Origin of the sequence: Pseudomonas sp. BP01 (assembly GCF_022760795.1) — a bacterium.
Lineage (GTDB): Bacteria > Pseudomonadota > Gammaproteobacteria > Pseudomonadales > Pseudomonadaceae > Aquipseudomonas > Aquipseudomonas putida_Q.
Window position 1 is genome coordinate 159,659 of the sequence record NZ_JAFBKA010000003.1, and the last position, 17,586, is coordinate 177,244.

General features: G+C 62.8%; 16 protein-coding genes. 5 read left to right on the forward strand and 11 right to left on the reverse strand.

Annotated elements, in window-relative coordinates; all coding sequences use genetic code 11:
* The first annotated feature begins 102 nt into the window (after nucleotides 1–102).
* Both JOY50_RS04480 and JOY50_RS04485 read left to right on the forward strand, forming a co-directional pair.
* Nucleotides 103–327, forward strand: coding sequence for a hypothetical protein (locus JOY50_RS04480; RefSeq protein ID WP_132841491.1), 225 nt, complete (start codon nucleotides 103–105; stop codon nucleotides 325–327).
* 151 nt (nucleotides 328–478) lie between these two features.
* Nucleotides 479–841, forward strand: coding sequence for a hypothetical protein (locus tag JOY50_RS04485; RefSeq protein WP_063426880.1), 363 nt, complete (start codon nucleotides 479–481; stop codon nucleotides 839–841).
* Nucleotides 842–898: 57 nt separating this feature from the next.
* Here JOY50_RS04485 and JOY50_RS04490 read toward each other — a convergent pair whose 3' ends face one another.
* The 3 genes from JOY50_RS04490 to JOY50_RS04500 all read right to left on the reverse strand — a co-directional run bounded on the left by JOY50_RS04490 (nucleotide 899) and on the right by JOY50_RS04500 (nucleotide 3,589).
* On the reverse strand, nucleotides 899–1,357 hold the full coding sequence (locus tag JOY50_RS04490) for a GNAT family N-acetyltransferase (protein ID WP_243054827.1): 459 nt from the start codon (nucleotides 1,355–1,357) through the stop codon (nucleotides 899–901).
* A gap of 123 nt (nucleotides 1,358–1,480) precedes the next feature.
* A complete protein-coding gene (locus tag JOY50_RS04495; RefSeq protein ID WP_138736848.1) occupies nucleotides 1,481–2,245 on the reverse strand; it encodes a hypothetical protein in 765 nt (254 codons plus the stop codon).
* A 66-nt stretch (nucleotides 2,246–2,311) separates the two neighbouring features.
* Complete coding sequence (locus JOY50_RS04500) at nucleotides 2,312–3,589, reverse strand: bifunctional O-acetylhomoserine aminocarboxypropyltransferase/cysteine synthase (RefSeq protein WP_138736847.1); 1,278 nt, start codon at nucleotides 3,587–3,589, stop codon at nucleotides 2,312–2,314.
* A 230-nt stretch (nucleotides 3,590–3,819) separates the two neighbouring features.
* On the opposite strand from JOY50_RS04500, the gene JOY50_RS04505 reads away from it, so the two are divergent.
* A complete protein-coding gene (locus tag JOY50_RS04505) occupies nucleotides 3,820–3,987 on the forward strand; it encodes a hypothetical protein (RefSeq protein WP_165931604.1) in 168 nt (55 codons plus the stop codon).
* Nucleotides 3,988–4,052: 65 nt separating this feature from the next.
* On the opposite strand, the gene JOY50_RS04510 is transcribed toward JOY50_RS04505, so the two are convergent.
* The 8 genes from JOY50_RS04510 to JOY50_RS04545 form a co-directional block, all read right to left on the reverse strand.
* Nucleotides 4,053–4,823, reverse strand: coding sequence for an SDR family NAD(P)-dependent oxidoreductase (locus JOY50_RS04510; protein ID WP_132841485.1), 771 nt, complete (start codon nucleotides 4,821–4,823; stop codon nucleotides 4,053–4,055).
* Nucleotides 4,824–4,942: 119 nt separating this feature from the next.
* Entirely contained in the window at nucleotides 4,943–5,980 is a 1,038-nt protein-coding gene (locus JOY50_RS04515; RefSeq protein ID WP_243054828.1) for an NADP(H)-dependent aldo-keto reductase, read from the reverse strand.
* Between the two features lie 41 nt (nucleotides 5,981–6,021).
* Nucleotides 6,022–6,978, reverse strand: a complete 957-nt coding sequence (locus tag JOY50_RS04520) for a hypothetical protein (RefSeq protein ID WP_243054829.1) — start codon at nucleotides 6,976–6,978, stop codon at nucleotides 6,022–6,024.
* 294 nt (nucleotides 6,979–7,272) lie between these two features.
* Nucleotides 7,273–9,717: a TonB-dependent siderophore receptor gene (locus tag JOY50_RS04525; protein ID WP_243054830.1), complete on the reverse strand. Its 2,445-nt coding sequence runs from the start codon at nucleotides 9,715–9,717 to the stop codon at nucleotides 7,273–7,275.
* Between the two features lie 98 nt (nucleotides 9,718–9,815).
* Nucleotides 9,816–10,313, reverse strand: a complete 498-nt coding sequence (locus tag JOY50_RS04530) for a RidA family protein (protein WP_063426870.1) — start codon at nucleotides 10,311–10,313, stop codon at nucleotides 9,816–9,818.
* Nucleotides 10,314–10,329: 16 nt separating this feature from the next.
* A complete protein-coding gene (locus tag JOY50_RS04535) occupies nucleotides 10,330–11,910 on the reverse strand; it encodes an FAD-dependent oxidoreductase (protein ID WP_243054831.1) in 1,581 nt (526 codons plus the stop codon).
* 46 nt (nucleotides 11,911–11,956) lie between these two features.
* Nucleotides 11,957–14,116 (reverse strand): TonB-dependent receptor, encoded by a 2,160-nt coding sequence (locus JOY50_RS04540; protein WP_243054832.1) that lies wholly within the window; start codon nucleotides 14,114–14,116, stop codon nucleotides 11,957–11,959.
* Between the two features lie 424 nt (nucleotides 14,117–14,540).
* A complete protein-coding gene (locus JOY50_RS04545; protein WP_019473961.1) occupies nucleotides 14,541–15,011 on the reverse strand; it encodes a MarR family winged helix-turn-helix transcriptional regulator in 471 nt (156 codons plus the stop codon).
* Nucleotides 15,012–15,210: 199 nt separating this feature from the next.
* Between JOY50_RS04545 and JOY50_RS04550 the strand changes: the two genes are divergently transcribed.
* Complete coding sequence (locus JOY50_RS04550) at nucleotides 15,211–16,041, forward strand: p-hydroxycinnamoyl CoA hydratase/lyase (protein WP_019473962.1); 831 nt, start codon at nucleotides 15,211–15,213, stop codon at nucleotides 16,039–16,041.
* 72 nt (nucleotides 16,042–16,113) lie between these two features.
* Complete coding sequence (locus tag JOY50_RS04555) at nucleotides 16,114–17,562, forward strand: aldehyde dehydrogenase (protein WP_132841472.1); 1,449 nt, start codon at nucleotides 16,114–16,116, stop codon at nucleotides 17,560–17,562.
* The last annotated feature ends 24 nt before the right edge of the window (nucleotides 17,563–17,586 follow it).

Sequence of the window (17,586 nt, forward strand, 5' to 3'; positions counted from 1 at the left end):
CTGCCGTCAAGGCGGGCTGGAATGAGGCCTGCGGCCGATTGCTGAATTATTTTTTGTCCATCAGGTCAGGTAATGAGTCCCTTATCTGCTTCTGAGGTTCTCATGCACACGTATACCGTTCGCTACCTGCTCAACGGCCAGCCTGCCAGTCATACCTTTGAGCTGAAACAGAATGCACTCGCCCTGCACGAAGCGGCGCTTCACCTGATGGTGCTGCACTTTGGTGATGGCGAGAACAGCCTGGTCATGCCGCCCGCCGACGCCACCCCTCTGCAGATTCTTGCGCAGGCAGAGGTACTGGGTTTATCGCAAATCCAGCTGGCTTGACCGCTGCCAGTTCAAGCCGCCTGCACCCTGGCAAGCAAAAGCCGCGATCCCGGCCTTTTGCACCACCGGTCGAACACAAGGCACTCTCACCAGCCCATTTCTCTCTGAACAACAAGCGCACCTTCGCTGCGCTGCAACCAGGAGAACGCCCATGGCAATCGACCACAATGGCCCCGACTCGCCCTACCCGGGGCCAACGGAAAATACCACCGACGCAGAGGCGGCCCACGGCTCGGGCCTTGAAGAGGCTGAGTCCGAGCCCAAGCAAGGCGTCGGTGAAGCCTGGTCCGAAAAGCGCCCAGTAGACTGGGACCCACCTCCCGGCAATCCCGGTTCGGACCAGGACGGGCAGCTCGACCGGGACAACGGTACCGCAAGAACCAATGATGAGCAGGCGGGTGCAGGTGATGGAGAGGTTCCATTACCCGCAGATGATGACGGCCCGATTGAAGAGGAAATGAAAGACGTGGAGGCTAATAACTCGGTATCTGCCGAGCATCCTCAACCGCGTTGATGGCGTTTGCCTTACAGGGCCAGATGCCAGCAACTTTAAGGCGTCCAGGCCCTGCCATCATGGTTCGATTAGCCGCTTCTCCATGATGATCGTGCGTTCATCGCCGTGGTATTCATCACGTACTTTGCTGTACCCCAAGCGCGTGTAGAAACCCTGCGCCGTAATCGAAGAGGGCACTCGCAACCGTTGTGAGCCATGCATCAGCGCCTCGTTTTCGACTGCCAACATCAAATGCTCGCCGATTCCTGACCGCTGATATTCGGGGGCGACGAATACGCTTCTGACTACATCATCTTCAAGGCTGGCAGTGGCCACGACCTCATCGTGATCGGCCGCAACGAAGATCAGGCGTTTCTCAAGCAGGTCAGCAATGCGCGCTTCGCTGAACGATTGCTCGACCCTGGCAATGGTCGCGGCATCGTAGTCCGCAGCGTTTGTCTGGCGCAGGGCGGCGATGATCACTTGGCTGATGCCAGCAGCATCGGCCATTACAGCTCTGCGAATCATATAGTCCATGGCTTGCCTCGATATATTGATCCAGCAGCGCTGCGCCGGTGTTCTGCACAGCCCAGGATTTACGCGGTCCCTGTAGGAGCGGCCTTGTGTCGCGATGGGCTGCGCAGCAGCCCCAATAGCACATCAACGCCGCCTCAACACAGTGGCCAACCCAACGGTCAGCACCACAGCACAAACCATGGCCAGCCCGATGGTAACGCCAACGCCCCACGTTTCGAGCAGCCCCGCCAAAACCAGATAAAACGCGATCACCCCCACTGCCCCGATCGCATTGCCCCGCACCATCGCAACCATCCCGGCCCGCCCGCCTTGTACGTGGGCGAACACCACCAGCGGCCAGGCAATCACCGGTATCGGCGCGAGCATCCCGCTGGTCGCCGGGCCCAACCAACTGGCCAGGCTGGTGATGATCATCAGCAGGCAAGTAGCAGACACCATGCGCAGCGGGATCTCCCAAAATCGCTGACGGGTGCGGCTCAAAGTGTCGGGCTTGGGCTCGCGGCCGCTGGCGCGTATCAGCACGCCGATCAGCACCAGTGCCACGGCAATCGACAGGTACAGGTTGCCCCAGTGGGTGAACGTATAGGCGGCCACGCCATAGCACAGCAATGCCAGCAGAACGGCCGCGGCGGTGCCGTGCCTGCGCGTGGCCAACAGGTAGAAGGTGTAGGTGGCCTGCACCGCCGCCAGGCCGCCCAGTGCGCCGGGTATCGCGCCCAACGCGAAGGCATTGCCCTGTTCCAGGCACAGGAAGGTCATTACCAGTGCCGAGGTGATCGGCAGGCCGGACAGCAACCCACCCAGCAAACCGCCCCAGCGCCGCGAAGCGAGGGAGATGGCCCACATCAGCAGGGGGGTGACGATAAGTTTCAGGTAGAACAAGGTCATTGCGGATGTATCCAGGCTAGATGACGGGGCGCGCCCGCCGTCGGCATTGGGTAGGGCGCAGATGAATCACCCGCGGCTGGCCTCCAGGGCCTGGGCCAGGTCGGCGATGATGTCGTCGCTGTGCTCGATACCGATCGACAGGCGCACCATGTCCCGCGGCACGCCGGCCTTTTCCAGCTCCTCGTCGTTGAGCTGGCGGTGGGTGGTGGAGGCGGGGTGGCAAGCCAGTGACTTGGCATCGCCGATGTTCACCAGGCGCACCACCAGTTGCAACGCATCGATGAAACGCGCACCGGCAGCCTGGCCGCCCTTGATGCCGAACGACAGGATCGACGCCGGCTTGCCGCCGGTGTAGCGCTGGGCCAGTTCATGCTCGGGGTGGTCGGGCAGCCCGGCGTACTTCACCCAGGCCACCTGCTCGTGGGCTTGCAGGTAATGGGCGACCTTCAGCGCATTCTCGGTGTGGCGCTCCATGCGCAAGGCCAGGGTTTCCAGGCCTTGCAGGATCAGGAAGGCGTTGAACGGCGACAGCGCGGCGCCCATGTTACGCAACGGCACCACGCGGCAGCGGCCAATGAAGGCGGCGGGGCCGAAGGCTTCGGTGTAGGTGACACCGTGGTAGGACGGGTCGGGGGTGTTGAGCAGGGCGAAACGCTCCTTGTTGTCGGCCCAGGGGAACGTGCCGGCGTCGATGACGATGCCGCCGATGCTGGTACCGTGGCCGCCGATGTACTTGGTCAGCGAGTGCACGATGATGTCCGCGCCATGCTCGAACGGTCGGCACAGCACCGGGGTGGCCACGGTGTTATCGACGATCAGCGGCACACCGTGGCGGTGGGCGGCTTCGGCCAGTGCGGCGATATCGACGATATTGCCGGCGGGGTTGCCGATGGATTCGCAGAACACCGCCTTGGTGCGCGCATCGATCAACGCTTCGAGGGCAGCGATGTCGTCATGGGCGGCGAAGCGGGTTTGGATGCCCATGCGCGGCAGGGTGTGGGCCAGCAGGTTGTAGGTGCCGCCGTATAGCTTGGCCACCGAGACAATGTTGTCACCGGCCTCGGCGACGGTCTGGATGGCGTAGGTGATGGCCGCCATGCCCGAGGCCACCGCCAGCGCGCCGACCCCGCCTTCGAGGGCGGCCATGCGCTGCTCGAGCACATCGTTGGTAGGGTTCATGATGCGCGAATAGATGTTGCCGGCCACTTTCAGGTCGAACAGGTCGGCGCCGTGCTGGGTGTCGTCGAAGGCGAAGGAGGTGGTCTGGTAGATCGGTACGGCCACTGCCTTGGTGGTCGGGTCGGGGCTGAAGCCCGCGTGGATGGCGAGAGTTTCCAGCTTCATGCAATCGTTCCTTGAGCGTGGGGTGGAAGCGTTCGAGCATGCGGCGGTGGGGGGGAGTGGGTCAAGGACGCTTTACCGAGCCATTCTCTCGCCTTCGCCACGCCGTTGTGCCTGCACCGACTGTAAAGATATGCAAAGTTTCCCCGGGCCATCATGCCGCAGCTCTAGAATCCGCCCGCTGCCCAGCCGGCTACTGGCAGGCAGCAGATCTAACCCTGTGGAGCGTTCCAATGAAGTCGAAACATCTTTTCCGTGCAGCCCTGGTTGCAGTCCTGGTATCTAGCCTGTCGGGTTGCTGGATGTTCATGCCGCCGGGCGGTGGCGGCGGTCACGGTGGTGGCCACGGCGGTGGCGGTGGCGGTGGCTTCGGCGGCCATCAGGGCGGTGGCCCTCGCTGATCTGACCTCGCGATGGAACGCACTGCCTCGGCCGGGCTGCAGCAGCGCACCCGGCGCGAGCGCGCTCACCACGCTATCCGCTCGCCATCCCACCCCCAAAAACTGCCACTCTCCGACGGCCCAAGCCGCCCCACCTGCTCAATCACACAACGTGCAGCAAACGCCGGTTCAAACAGCTGCCCCTCCGTCACATTCCCTTGAAACGGCCGTGAGAGTTCGGTATCGGTAGTCCCCGGATGCAGCGCCAGGACCGTGGCGTTCGGGTTCAGGCGTTTCAGTTCGATGCTTGCCGTGTGCAGCAGCTGGTTCAGCGCCGCCTTGCTCGCGCGATAGCTGTACCAGCCGCCCAGTCGATTGTCGCCGATCGAACCAACCCTGGCCGACAGGGCTGCAAAGGTGGCGGGCTGTTTGCGCAGCAGTGGCATCAGGTGCTTGAGCAACAGGATCGGTGCGAATGCATTGGTGACGAAGCTGGCCTGCAGGCTGGTGAGGTCCAGTTGGGCCAGCGATTTCTCGGCTTTGGTGCCCTCTTGGTGGAGGATACCGAGTGTACTGATAACCAGGTGAAGGTGCGGGCAGGCAATGCCCACCTCGTTTGCAAGCGCCGCCAGCGCCAGCTCGTCGCGCGCATCGCAATCCAGCAGTACCACGCGTTCGCCATATGCCCGGGCAAGGGCAAGCAACCCGTCAGCGGTGCTGGCATGCCGCGACACAGCCCAGACCCGGCTTACATCATCGCGGGTCAGCAACGCCGTACACAGTGCCAGGCCGATACCTCGGCTGGCGCCACATATCAGCACGCGGGCATTGGCAGATAATCCGGGGATCAGGCTCATAAGATGCGCCTCATGTCTCGAATGAATCTAACTCAATGGCACGGACTTTTGTAATAGGGGCCGTGCCGTTCGGATGGGCTGCGCAGCAGCCCCAATATCTCGCAGGCCACTCAGCTAACTCAAGGTGCCGGGTTCGGCTGTTGTTGGTGAATAGCCTCGATCCCCGCCAGCACTTCGTCATCCAGCCGCAATTCCACACTGGCCAGGTTGCTGCGCAACTGCTCCAGCGTGGTAGCACCAATGATATTACTGGTCACAAACGGCTGCGCAGTCACGAACGCCAGCGCCAGCTGCGCAGGGTCGAGCCCGTGCTGGAGGGCCAGTTCCACATAGGCGCTGGCGGCCTTTTCAACCTGCGTGTTGTTGTATCGCTGGAAGCGCTCGAACAGGCTCAAGCGTGCCCCGGCCGGGCGGGCGCCGCCCAAGTACTTGCCAGACAGCACGCCAAACGCCAGAGGCGAGTACGCCAGCAGGCCGATCTGTTCGCGCAGGGCAATTTCCGCCAGGCCCACTTCAAAGCTGCGGTTCAGCAGGCTGTAAGGGTTCTGGATCGACACCGCCCGCGGCCAGCCGCGGGTTTCAGCCAGTTGCAGAAACCGCGAGGTGCCCCAGGGCGTTTCGTTGGACAGGCCGATATGGCGGATTTTGCCGGCCTTGACCAGGTCGTCCAGCACTTCCAGGGTGTCTTCGATGGCGGTGGCTTGGTCGTCCGGCTCGTGCTTGTAGCCTAGTTGGCCGAAGCAATTGGTTTTGCGGTCTGGCCAGTGCAGTTGGTAAAGGTCCAGGTAGTCGGTTTGCAGGCGGTCCAGGCTGGCGTCCAGGGCGGCGACGATGTTCTTGCGGTCCAGCCGCGGGTTGCCGTCGCGAATGTGCTCGAGGCGGCCGGGGCCGGCGACCTTGCTGGCCAGCACCCAATCACTGCGGTCGCCATGGCGGCGGAAGTAGTTGCCAATGATGGTTTCCGTGCTGCCATAGGTGGTGCCGTTTGGCGGCACGGGGTACATCTCGGCGGTATCCAGTGTGTTGACCCCGGCATCTTTGGCCAGGCGGATTTGTTCGAAGGCTTCGGCTTCGGTGTTTTGCTCGCCCCAGGTCATGGTACCGAGGGTGATGGCGCTGAGCTTAAGGTCGGTGCGCCCGAGGGTACGTTTTTGCATGGCACTTCCTTGATGAATGGTTCGGGAAAAAGGTTCCAGCCTTAGCCTCTCGCAACGGCCTGCCCAGACTCCTGCCCAAGCCGGCTGAAGATCAGCGCCGACAATACGCAAAGCAGGCTAGCCAGCGCCATGGCCAACCCGATGTCTTCAATGGCGGGCACGCCATGGCCATTGGTGTGCTGGATGAGCCCCAGCAGCAGGGCCGCGATGCACACTGCCAGGCTCATGCCCAGCTGAACCGACATGGCCGACAAGGTGCTGGCCTGGCCGGCTTGTTCGCGGCTGACGTCGGCGTAGCCAAGCGCCCCCAGAGTGCTCATCTGCAACGAGCGCGACACGCCGCCCGAAAACAGCACAAGCAGCGTCAGCACCATACCGGTATCGGGCCGTAACAGGGCACACAGGGCCATGCAGGCGGCACCGATGATGGCGTTGCACACCAGAATGCGGCGAAAGCCAAAGCGTCGCACCAGGCGCACCGAGATGAACTTGATGACCAAGGCGCCCGCGCCCCCGGCAAAGGTCATCAACCCGGCCTGCAAGGCGCTCAGGCCAAAACCTACCTGGAACCGCAGCACCAGCAAAAAGGGCAGGGCAGCGCTGCCCAGCCGAAACAGCATGCCGCCCAGCAGCACGATACCGAAGGTGGGGATGCGCAGTAGCGAGAGGTCCAGCAGCGGCGTGGGGTAACGCTTGGTGTGGTGCAGGTAAAAACTGCCGAACACAATGCCCGTGGCCAGTAGCAGCGCAGGCCAGTAACCGCCAAGCAACTGCCCGTGGCCGAGTGATTCGAACGCCAGCATCAGGCTGGCCAGCGCCGCACTGCTGAGCACGAAGCCGACCTTGTCCAGTGGATGCTGCTGTTGGCCGCAGTAGTCGGGCACATGCCGCATTACCAGTACGATACCCAGCAGGCCGATGGGTACCTTGCGGTCCAGCGGTGCATCGGGGGCACTGGTTGCAGGCCGGGGGGTGGCTGGCGCGTTCAGAGGACGCAACCGTTGTTGTCTGGCAGCCGGGACGTGGCGTGTGGCATGAAGGGCGGCTCCTGGGAAGATGGCGCACCTTAGCGATTATTCGACAGACCTGTGAAATACCCAGCGGTGCTATGTTAATAATTAAAATAACTGATGTTGAAATACTTTAAATATGCGTTTTGTAATAGGTTTTTCGGAGCCACTTTGCGGCCCGTCGCGACACAAGGCCGCTCCTACAGGCGATCGCGGTTCTTGTAGGAGCGGCCTTGTGTCGCGATGGGCTGCGCAGCAGCCCCAGTCTGCAAACGGTGCATATCAGAAGTTGTAAGTCAGCCGGGTGAAGTAGTAACCCCCGGTAAAACCATAAGGTGAATACGCCCCATACCCCTTGGTCATGGTCTTGCTGCTGGGGTTCTGCCGTTCGGGGTAAACATCAAACAGGTTCTGTGCCCCCACGGCCAGGTTGAGGTCTTTGGTCAGCTGATACCCCACATCGATGTCGGTAATCCAGCGCGCCTTGTACTCACGGTCCAGGCTGCGGTCGGTCGCCGAGTTCACTTCACGCCATGAACCATAGCGGGTCAGGGTCAGGTTGCTGGTCCAGCGGTCGCGTTGCCAGTTGGCGCCCAGAATCAGCTTGGTGTGCGGCTGCACCTCAGTCAAAAAATTGCGCGCCTGGCGGTCCATCAGGCTGTAGTCCGTGCCCTGGATAGTGACGTTCTCCTTGTAGCTCAGGATCTGCGTCTGGTTCCAGTTGAAGGCGGCTGTCCATTTCAGTTGCCCCCAGTTGCCCAGGTTCTGGTCGAAATTGCCGACCAGGTCCAGGCCCTTGGTGCGGGTGTTTGCGCCGTTGGTGAAGTAGCGCCCGCCAGAGGTGGAGTCGATACCGTTGTCCAGCAGCGTCTGGGTTACTTCGTCGCCCAGCAGGGTGCCGGTGAGGGTGATGCGGTCGCGTACGTTGATCACGTAAGCATCTGCGGTAAACGACAGTTGCGGGGCAGGCTGATAGGTCAGGCCCAGGCTGTAGTTGGTCGAACGCTCGGGCTTGAGTGCGGTGGCGCCCAATGCCTTGGCTGCCGCCGAGTCCACCGGCAGTACGCCGTAGTTGATCGATTGGTACACACCATTGACCACACCGTAGGTAGTCGAGCGGGCGCTGAACAGGCTGTTGGCCAGCGACGGTGCACGAAAGCCGTTGCTGACCGTGGCGCGCACGGCCAGCTCGGGGGTGAACTCGTAGCGCGTGGTCAGCTTGCCGCTGCGGGTGGCGCCCACTCCGCGGTTGTAGTGTTCGTAGCGCAATGCGCTGCCCAGGTACCACTGCGGCAGCGGGTTGAAGCCGACGTCGATGTAGCTGGCCACGCTGTTGCGGCTGGTGCTGGTGGCTTCGTCCGGCGAGATGCCGTTGGTGACCTGTGCACCGGACGCGGCGCAGTCGCCCGGCGCACGGCAGTAGCCGCCGTTGGCCCACGAGGCCCAGTCGCCATCGCGCACCTGGTAGGTGTCACGGCGGTGCTCCAGGCCCCAGGACAGGTCAAGCGGCTTGTCCAGGCCGATGTCGAAGCTGCGTTGCAGGTCCAGGTTGCTGGTCAGCTGTGTGGCGATCCAGGTGCCCGATTCGAAATGGTTGGGCGTGGCCTCGCCCAGCGAGGCGTTCTGGTTGTGTGTGGTGCCCTGCAGCGCCGCGTTGCGCCCGTAGGTGCTGGACAGGTCCCAGGCCCACTCGCCGGCATTGCCCTTGGCGCCAAAGGCCCCTTGCACATCATCTTCCTCGATGTACCAGGTGGGCGCGTAACCGCCGGGGTAACCGTTAGGGCCGGTGGTGATGGTGTTGGTGATGGTCGGCAGGCGGAAGTTCTGCCCCTGCTCGGCCTTGCGGTGCGAATAGGTGGTGAAGGAATACAGGGTCAGATCATCGCTTAGCGGCAGTTCGGCGTTGTAGCCCAGGGTCAGCAGGTTGATCTTCGGCGTGCCGTAGCCGCCGTAGGTCGACTTGCCGGCCTTGTCGAAGGCTTCGGCATAGCTGTAGCCGTTGGCGCTGGCCTTGTTGTCGTCGTTCTGGCTGCGCGCATCCAGGGCCAGTTGCACGATGCCACTGTCACCGATTTCGAACCCCTTGTTCAAGCCTTGCTGCACGGTCTGCTTCTTGCCGTCGTAACCCTGGCCGGCGTTGGTCACCGAGGTGCCGGTAGCGTCGGCCTTGAGGATCACGTTGATCACCCCGGCGATGGCGTCGGAGCCGTACTGGGCAGCCGCGCCATCGCGCAGCACCTCGACGTGGTCGATGAGGCTGATGGGGATCAGGTCAAGGTCGGTGGGCGCAGCGCCCGCCTGGATGCCGCTGATGTTCAGGGTAGCGCTGGTATGGCGGCGCTTGCCGTTCACCAGCACCAGCACCTGCGCCGCATTCAGCCCGCGCAGGCTGGGCGCACGGGCCATGCCGCTGGCGTCCCAGCCGGTCTTTTCCGGCAGGGTGAAGGATGGCACGCTGGCGCTGAGGGCTTCCATCAGGCCGGGTTTGCCGGTTTGCTGCAATTGCTTGGCGCTGATCACATCGATCGGCACCGGGCTTGTGGTGACCGTGCGTTTTTCCGAGCCACGGTTGCCGGTGACGATCACGGTGCCGAGCTGTGACGGGGCCGTGGCCTGGGTAGCGCTTTCGGCAAATGCGTCAGGCGCGGCCAGGCCGGTGGTACCAAGGGCCATGGTCAGCAGTGCGGGTTGCAGGCGCGGGCTGGGCAGTTTCAAGGCGTGAAGCATGTTCGCTCTCCATGAGCGCTGTCGAACAGCGGGTGCACAGGGGCCGCCCGCCGGGTGGCCCCGGCAGGCAAGCAACAAGGGGGTGGGTTAGCGGCGTATCAGGGCGCTTTTGCAGCGACCGCTTCGATCTCGACCAGGGCGCCCGGCAGGGGCAGGGCCACCACCTGCAAGGCGGTGCGAGTTGGCTTTTTCGGTTGCTCGGCAGTGGCGAAAAATTCGGTGTAGGCGGCTTGCAGCCCGGCAAAATCCAGCTTGCCTTCGGTGGCGGGGTCGCCTACCAGAAACACCCTCAGCTGTACCACGTCACTCAGGCCCAGGCCCTGGCTTTGCAGGGCTGCCTGGATCTTTTTCAGTACCGAGCGGGCCTGGGTTTCGGTGTTGCCATAGGCGGCAATGGTCTGCGGTGGCGCCTTGGGGTCGGCGACGTCGGGCAGCGTCCCGCTGATGAAGGTCAGCGAGGTACCGGCGGGTACGGTGACCAGTTGCGAAATGGGGAACTTCGAACCTGGCGGGTCGACACGCTTGATGGTGTCGGCCTGGGCGGTAAGTGCGGACAGTGACATGAAGGCTCCAAGCAGCAGGGCAGTTGTGTTCATCAGAAGGCTTCCTTGTTCAGGCGGCGACGCCGCGTTGCTGTTGCAGGGCGTGCTGGGCGATCTGCCCGACTACATGGCGTGCCGAATCCGCAGCGCTGTTCTGCCAGATGCCCACCCCGCCATGGGCCAGTGCATCGCTGGCCAGCCAGGTGCGGCCCTGGGGCTGGTTGAGGTGCGAGTAGCCGGGTTCGGCCAGCACGTCATGGACAATCCACGGGCTTTCGCTGAACGGCACCTTGGACCAGTTCACCGCCACCCCGCGCTGCAACTTGCCGGCATGGCCCGGGTGCAGCGACTCCACGGCCTGGCGCGAGGACGCCAGTTGCTGCTCTGTCGAACGCGTGGCAAATGTGCGCGCCACTTCGCCGGTGTTGTAGGTGCCCACCAGGATGCCTTGCGCACTGTTCAGGTGGTCGCTGGGGTACCACAGCAGCCGCGCTTCGTGGTTGATGTAGGAGAGCCCGCCATAGATCTGGAACTCGCTTTCCCAGAAGCGCGGTGCCTGCCACGCCACCTTGTTGGCCAGGTCCGGCTTGGCCTGGGCGATGGCCGCCTGGGTGGTTTTGCCAAAGTTGTGGTCAACCCGGGCCAGCAGTGGCAGGGGGATGGTGACGATGGCGTAGTCGGCGGTTTCCACCTGGGTCTTGCCGCTGCGACGGTCACGCCAGGTAACCTGGCTACCGTTGTCGCCGGTGCGGATCGCCTGCACTTCGGCGTGCAGTTGCACCTTGGCCTGCACCTTGGCGTACAGGGCCTTGGCAATCTGGTCCATGCCGCCGACCGGCTGGAACATGGTGGCGGAAAACTCCGGGATCTCGTCAAACACCAGCGGCAGCATCAGGTTAGGGTTTAGCAGTTGCTTGAGTGCGACTGGCTGGCGCTGGATCGGTGTCTGGTCGCCCGCGCCGGCGAAGCGGGTGTAGCCGGCGCGGACCGAGCCCTTGTAGTGGCGCTGCTCGTCGAGGTCGCCATACACCTTGAGAAAGTCCAGCAAGGCCTTCTGGTCGCCGGTGTCCAGTTCCTTGTCCAGGGCTTTGCCGCTGATGCTGCGCGACAGCAGTTCGCTGAGGTGCCCACGGGTGTCATTCACCGCCTGGCGCAGCAGCAACGGTGGCTGGGCAAGGTCTGGTTGGGCGAGGGCGTTGCGGCTGCTGTTTACCAGCACTTCCAGCGGCACGCCCAGCTCGCGGCAGTAGCCGAGGATGGTCAGGTGGTGGCTGGGCAGCCGTGCGGGCCCTGCATTGAAGTAGTGGCCGTTGTCGAAACGCACCTGCTGGCGGCTGCCGTCATTGTGCAGTACCTCGTCGCCGTTGCGCAGCGTCCAGGCGCGCCCGCCGATTCGCTCGCGGGCTTCCAGCACGCGCACCTCAAAACCGGCTTTGCCAAGTTCATAGGCTGCCACCAGGCCACTGATGCCAGCCCCCACCACCAGCACGCGCTTGCCGTTGCCGGACGTGGTCGGCAGGCCCAGCGGCTGGAAGGTGCTGGCCGTGGCCGCAGTGGGCAACAGGCCCAGGGCGGACAGGCTGCCAAGCGCGGCGCCATAGCTGCCAGCGGCCATCAGGTGGGCAATAAGGTCTCTACGGGTCAAGCCCATGGTGTGTTCTCCTTGCAAGTGAAAAGTGAGTCCGTTCAGCGCGGCGCTACAGCTCGTAGCGCACGCTCAGCAGCACGGTGCGTGGATCGTTCACCGAGTAGTAGGCGGTGCGGCTGGCGGCCGAGTAGGCGATGCTTTGCGGGTAGGCGCGGTCGAGCAGGTTCTTGACCGACAAGGTGGTGGTCCAGTGGCCGTCCGCGCTGGCATAGCTGGTGCTGGCATTCCAGAAGCCCTGGGCAGGTACTTCGTAGATATCGGCGTTCAGCGGGTTGGCGTAGGAGCGGGTCTGGTACTGGTAGTCGGTGTTGGCCACCAGCTCACCCGGCAGGTTGACGGGCACCGTCCAGTTCAGGCCAAGGCTGGCGTTCCATTCCGGTGCAAAGATCATTTCCTTGCCGTCGGCACTCACGCCTGGGCCACTGGCATTCTGGAAGTCGTCGTACTGGCTTTTCAGGTAGCCCAGGTTGGCGGTCAGGCGCAGGTCGCGCGCCAGCAGCACGGTATTTTCCAGCTCCACGCCGTAGGTGTGGGCACTGCCAACGTTGGTGCGCAGGTTGGCGCTGATGGCCGGGTCCCAGGCATTAGTTTGCAGGTCGTCGTAGTCGTTGTAGAAGAAGGCGATGTTGCTGCGCAGGCGGCCATCGGCAAAGTCGCCCTTCAAGCCCACCTCATAGGTGGTGACGTTTTCCGGATCAAAGCCTTGCTCGGCAGCGGCGCGGGTTGGCGCGCGGTTGTCGAAGCCGCCAGCCTTGAAGCCCCGGGCCACATAGCCGTATTGCACCAGGTTGTCGCTCCAGGCGTACTCCAGGCCGATCTTGGGGCTGAGCGATGCCCAGGAATCGCTGGTTTCGGCAGCGAAATTGGTGCCGGTGATTGCCCGGTCGGTGGTGATGGCGTAGTTGGTGTAATCGAAGTTCTTGTGCTCGTGGGTGAAGCGCAGGCCGGTGGTCAGCGACAGGCGAGGGGTCAGCTTGTAATTGCTCTGCCCGTACAACGCGTAGCTTTCGGTGTCGGTGGTGCTGTATTGGCCGCTGGCATTGACCCGGTTTTGCGCCACCGAAAAGGTCAGGCTGTCGCGCTCGGCGCGGAAGCGTTCCTTGTACAGATACACACCGAGGGTGTAGCTGAACCTGTCGTATTCGCCGTTGAGCTGGAATTCCTGGGTGGCGTAACGCTGCTTGTAGGTGATCAGGTTGTTCTGGATCGGCGACGCGGTGCCGCTGTTGGCTTGGCCGGAGTTGTCGTAGTCCACCGGCTGGTCGAATTCCGACCAGGCCGTGACCGACTTGAAACTCAGGTGGTCATCGATGTTGTAGAGCGCACGCAGTACCGCACTGCCCTGGTCCAGCTTGTTCTTCGGGTCGAGGCTGCTGTAGGTCTTGAACTTGTCGAAATGGCCATTGGCCGGGTTGAAGGGCGTATAGCTGGTGGTATCGCCGCGGTCGAAGGTGCCGGCCAGGGTCAGTTGCACGTCCCAGGGCGAATCCTGCGGGGCCAGGCGCAGCTTGCCGCGGTAGGACTGGATGTCGATGTTGTTGACGTCCTTGTGGCGGGTGCGGTTGTACACGGTGCCGTCGCGGGTCAGGCGTATGGCCGAAAAGCTGCCGAACAGGGTGTTGTCCACCAGCGGCCCACTGACCAGCAGGCGCCCGTTCTGTGCGTTGTAGTTGCCGGCACCCAGCTCGACGAAGGCGCGGGCCTGCTGGGTCGGGTCGCGGGTGATTACCCGTATCGCGCCGGCTGCACTGTTGCGCCCGTACAGGGTGCCTTGTGGGCCGCGCAGCACTTCAACGCGCTCCACGTCGTTGAAGTCCAGCATCGAAGAAATCGCCCGCGGGATGTACAAATCATCGGCGTATACCGCAACGGCCGCTTCCTGGATCGGGTCGGTCTCGCCAATACCGCGTATGCCGTAGGTTTGTGCGCTGTAGGAAATGGACTGGCGGTTCAGCGTCAGGTTGGGCACCCGACCGGACAGGTCCCGCACGTTGTTGATCTGCGCATCCTGCAGGGTGCGCTCATCGAAGGCGCTGATCGCCAGCGGGGTTTTCTGCAGGTTCTCTTCACGGTGCTCCGCCGTGACGGTGACGGTTGGCAGCTTGTCGCCTGGCGTTTGGGCAGGCTCGGCGAAGGCCGTGGGCGTGAAGAGGGCAAATGCAACGGCGGCGGACAGGTGAGGGCGTACAGGGTAGGGCAAAGGCTTCATGCTGCAGCTTCCAGATAACCAGCATCGAGTGGGATTTCGGATACCTGGATACCGGAGCCGGGTGAGGTGACCTGAGGCTGAAGGAGGTATTAGGTTCCTTTGCCTCCGCCAGTCAGGGGTCGGTCTGGTGAGAACATATCTCTATGAAAAAACGTTTTGAAATACTTTTTGCGTATAAGCTAATATTATTAATATGAATTAATAAAAATGCTTAAAATTCAATAAATGCATTTTATGGTTGATGTAGAGGTGGTTTTTCAGGCGCCGAGTGGTCAGTCAGGACTAAACCTCCACATCCACGAAGCTGGTGGGTTACTTCGAATCGCTGCGGGCCAAGGTTCGTAAGCCTCAAGGATGAAAAGCATACCTCTTTGGCCAACGCAGGGGGCTAGCTGTCTCCGGTTTGCACCCCTGCGCCTGAGCGTCACTCCAGGTAAATCTTGGTCAACAACCGCAACAACTGGTCCCGCTCCTCATCATCCAGCGCCGAGGTCGCCTCGCGGTCGCTGTCCTTGGCGATCTGCTTCAGTTCCTTGAGCAGCGCTTCTCCGGCCTTGCTCAAGAAGATTCCGTAAGACCGCTTGTCCGGCTTGCACCGCACGCGCACGGCCAAGGCCCGTTCTTCCAGCTTGTTCAGCAGGGGCACCACCTGCGGTGGCTCGATCGCCAGCGAGCGCGCCAGGTCCGCCTGCATCAACCCAGGGTTCTGCTCGATCACCGCCAGCGCCGAGAACTGCGCCGGGCGCAGGTCGTGTGCCGAGAGCCTGCCAATAAGGTTCTGAAACAGCTTCAATTGGGCGCGGCGCAGGGCGTAACCGATCAAGTCTTCAAGTACCCCATCCGCAGCTGCAGCGGGCATGGAAGCGGTTTCGGTAGTGCGGGCAGACCTTGCCATGGGGGTACAGGCTCCTGGCTCATGGATAAGAAAGTTACCCAGTCTGCCTGCCTTGGAGAAATCCGGCTAGGGGAGTGACTGGCAAATAACCGCCACACCGGCAGCGGCGGAAAGATAATTTTCATAATAGTTAATTGACATAACTAATTGCCTCGCTTAGCTTGGTGTTCACCACCTCGAACAACAAGAGTGCAGAACCATGAGCAAATACGAAGGCCGCTGGGCTACCGTGAAGGTCGAACTGGAGTCGGGCATTGCCTGGGTCACCCTCAACCGCCCGGAAAAGCGCAATGCAATGAGCCCCACGCTGAACCGGGAAATGGTCGACGTGCTGGAAACCCTGGAACAGGACAGCGACGCCGGGGTGTTGGTGTTGACCGGCGCAGGTGAGTCGTGGACTGCAGGCATGGACCTGAAGGAATACTTCCGTGAGGTGGACGCCGGCCCGGAAATCCTGCAAGAAAAAATCCGCCGCGATGCCTCGCAATGGCAATGGAGGCTGTTGCGCATGTATGCCAAGCCGACTATCGCAATGGTCAACGGCTGGTGCTTTGGCGGCGGCTTCAGCCCGCTGGTGGCCTGCGACCTGGCCATCTGTGCCGACGAGGCTACCTTCGGCCTGTCGGAAATCAACTGGGGCATCCCGCCGGGCAACCTGGTCAGCAAAGCCATGGCCGATACCGTTGGCCACCGCCAGTCGCTGTACTACATCATGACCGGCAAGACCTTTGGTGGGCCTAAAGCCGCCGAGATGGGGTTGGTTAACGAAAGCGTGCCACTGGCGCAATTGCGTGACGTTACCCGCGAACTGGCGCTCAACCTGCTGGAAAAGAACCCGGTGGTGTTGCGTGCGGCCAAGAACGGTTTCAAGCGCTGCCGCGAACTGACCTGGGAGCAGAACGAAGACTACCTGTACGCCAAGCTCGACCAGTCCCGTCTGCTGGACACCGAAGGTGGGCGCGAGCAGGGCATGAAGCAGTTCCTCGACGACAAGAGCATCAAGCCAGGCTTGCAGGCCTACAAGCGTTGAGCTCAAGCGGGCTGGGCCATTACCGGCCACAGCCTGCAGGTATTCCCTATAAGTACAAAAAGAGGAATAAGCATGTTGCAGGTGCCTTTGCTGATAGGCGGGAGGTCGTGCCCCGCCAGCGATGGACGTACCTTCGAACGCTGCAATCCGGTCACCGGTGAAGGGGTGTCGCAAGCCGCCGCTGCCACGCTGGCCGATGCCGATGCGGCGGTAGCCGCTGCCAGTGCAGCGTTCCCGGCCTGGGCTGCCTTGGCGCCCGGCGAGCGTCGCAGCCGTTTGCTGGCCGGTGCAGACTTGCTGCAGGCGCGGGCAAACGAGTTTATCGCGGTGGCGGGTGAGACCGGGGCCATGGCCAACTGGTATGGCTTCAATGTGAAACTGGCCGCCAATATGCTGCGCGAAGCCGCAGCCATGACCACGCAGATTACCGGTGAAGTCATCCCTTCGGATGTACCTGGCAGTTTCGCCATGGCCTTGCGCGCGCCCTGTGGCGTGGTGCTGGGCATCGCGCCCTGGAACGCCCCGGTCATCCTGGCTACCCGGGCCATCGCCATGCCGCTGGCCTGCGGCAACACGGTGGTGCTCAAGGCTTCGGAACTGAGCCCGGCAGCGCACCGGCTGATCGGCCAGGTGCTACACGATGCAGGCCTGGGCGACGGCGTGGTCAACGTGATCAGCAATGCCCCGCAAGACGCCCCGGCCATCGTCGAGCGGCTGATCGCCAACCCGGCCGTGCGCCGTGTCAATTTCACGGGTTCTACCCATGTCGGGCGCATTGTCGGTGAGCTGGCCGCCCGGCACCTCAAGCCTGCCTTACTGGAGCTGGGCGGCAAAGCCCCGTTGCTGGTACTGGACGACGCTGACCTGGATGCAACCGTCGAAGCTGCGGCGTTTGGCGCCTACTTCAACCAGGGGCAGATCTGCATGTCCACGGAGCGGCTGGTGGTGGACAGCCGCATCGCCGATGCCTTTGTCGACAAGCTGGCGGTGAAGGTGGCCGGTCTGCGCGCCGGCGACCCGCAGGCCAGCACATCAGTGCTCGGCTCGCTGGTCAGCGGCGCGGCCGGTGAGCGCATCAAGGCGTTGATCGATGATGCCGTGGCCAAGGGCGCACGCCTGGTATGTGGCGGCCAGCTGGATGGCAGCATCCTGCAGCCGACCCTGCTCGACCACGTCGACAGCAGCATGCACCTGTACCGCGAGGAGTCCTTCGGGCCGGTGGCGGTGGTGTTGCGCGCCGAGGGTGACGAAGCCTTGCTGAAGCTGGCCAACGACTCCGAATTCGGCCTGTCGTCGGCCATCTTCAGTCGCGACACCAGCCGTGCGCTGGCACTGGCCCAGCGGGTGGAGTCGGGCATTTGCCATATCAATGGCCCGACCGTGCACGACGAGGCGCAGATGCCGTTTGGCGGGGTCAAATCGAGTGGCTACGGCAGCTTCGGCAGCCGCACGGCCATTGATCAGTTCACCCAGCTGCGCTGGGTCACCCTGCAGCATGGCCCGCGGCATTACCCCATCTGAGCAACACGCAATTGGCCGCCACCG

Excerpts from the sequence above, each read along its gene's own strand:
- JOY50_RS04500 (WP_138736847.1), bottom strand. The coding sequence starts at position 3,589 with ATGAAGCTGGAAACTCTCGCCATCCACGCGGGCTTCAGCCCCGACCCG.
- JOY50_RS04545 (WP_019473961.1), bottom strand. The coding sequence starts at position 15,011 with ATGGCAAGGTCTGCCCGCACTACCGAAACCGCTTCCATGCCCGCTGCA.
- JOY50_RS04490 (WP_243054827.1), bottom strand. The coding sequence starts at position 1,357 with ATGGACTATATGATTCGCAGAGCTGTAATGGCCGATGCTGCTGGCATC.
- JOY50_RS04530 (WP_063426870.1), bottom strand. The coding sequence starts at position 10,313 with ATGAACACAACTGCCCTGCTGCTTGGAGCCTTCATGTCACTGTCCGCA.
- JOY50_RS04525 (WP_243054830.1), bottom strand. The coding sequence starts at position 9,717 with ATGCTTCACGCCTTGAAACTGCCCAGCCCGCGCCTGCAACCCGCACTG.
- JOY50_RS04510 (WP_132841485.1), bottom strand. The coding sequence starts at position 4,823 with ATGAGCCTGATCCCCGGATTATCTGCCAATGCCCGCGTGCTGATATGT.
- JOY50_RS04550 (WP_019473962.1), top strand. The coding sequence starts at position 15,211 with ATGAGCAAATACGAAGGCCGCTGGGCTACCGTGAAGGTCGAACTGGAG.
- JOY50_RS04540 (WP_243054832.1), bottom strand. The coding sequence starts at position 14,116 with ATGAAGCCTTTGCCCTACCCTGTACGCCCTCACCTGTCCGCCGCCGTT.
- JOY50_RS04480 (WP_132841491.1), top strand. The coding sequence starts at position 103 with ATGCACACGTATACCGTTCGCTACCTGCTCAACGGCCAGCCTGCCAGT.
- JOY50_RS04485 (WP_063426880.1), top strand. The coding sequence starts at position 479 with ATGGCAATCGACCACAATGGCCCCGACTCGCCCTACCCGGGGCCAACG.
- JOY50_RS04505 (WP_165931604.1), top strand. The coding sequence starts at position 3,820 with ATGAAGTCGAAACATCTTTTCCGTGCAGCCCTGGTTGCAGTCCTGGTA.
- JOY50_RS04555 (WP_132841472.1), top strand. The coding sequence starts at position 16,114 with ATGTTGCAGGTGCCTTTGCTGATAGGCGGGAGGTCGTGCCCCGCCAGC.
- JOY50_RS04535 (WP_243054831.1), bottom strand. The coding sequence starts at position 11,910 with ATGGGCTTGACCCGTAGAGACCTTATTGCCCACCTGATGGCCGCTGGC.
- JOY50_RS04515 (WP_243054828.1), bottom strand. The coding sequence starts at position 5,980 with ATGCAAAAACGTACCCTCGGGCGCACCGACCTTAAGCTCAGCGCCATC.
- JOY50_RS04495 (WP_138736848.1), bottom strand. The coding sequence starts at position 2,245 with ATGACCTTGTTCTACCTGAAACTTATCGTCACCCCCCTGCTGATGTGG.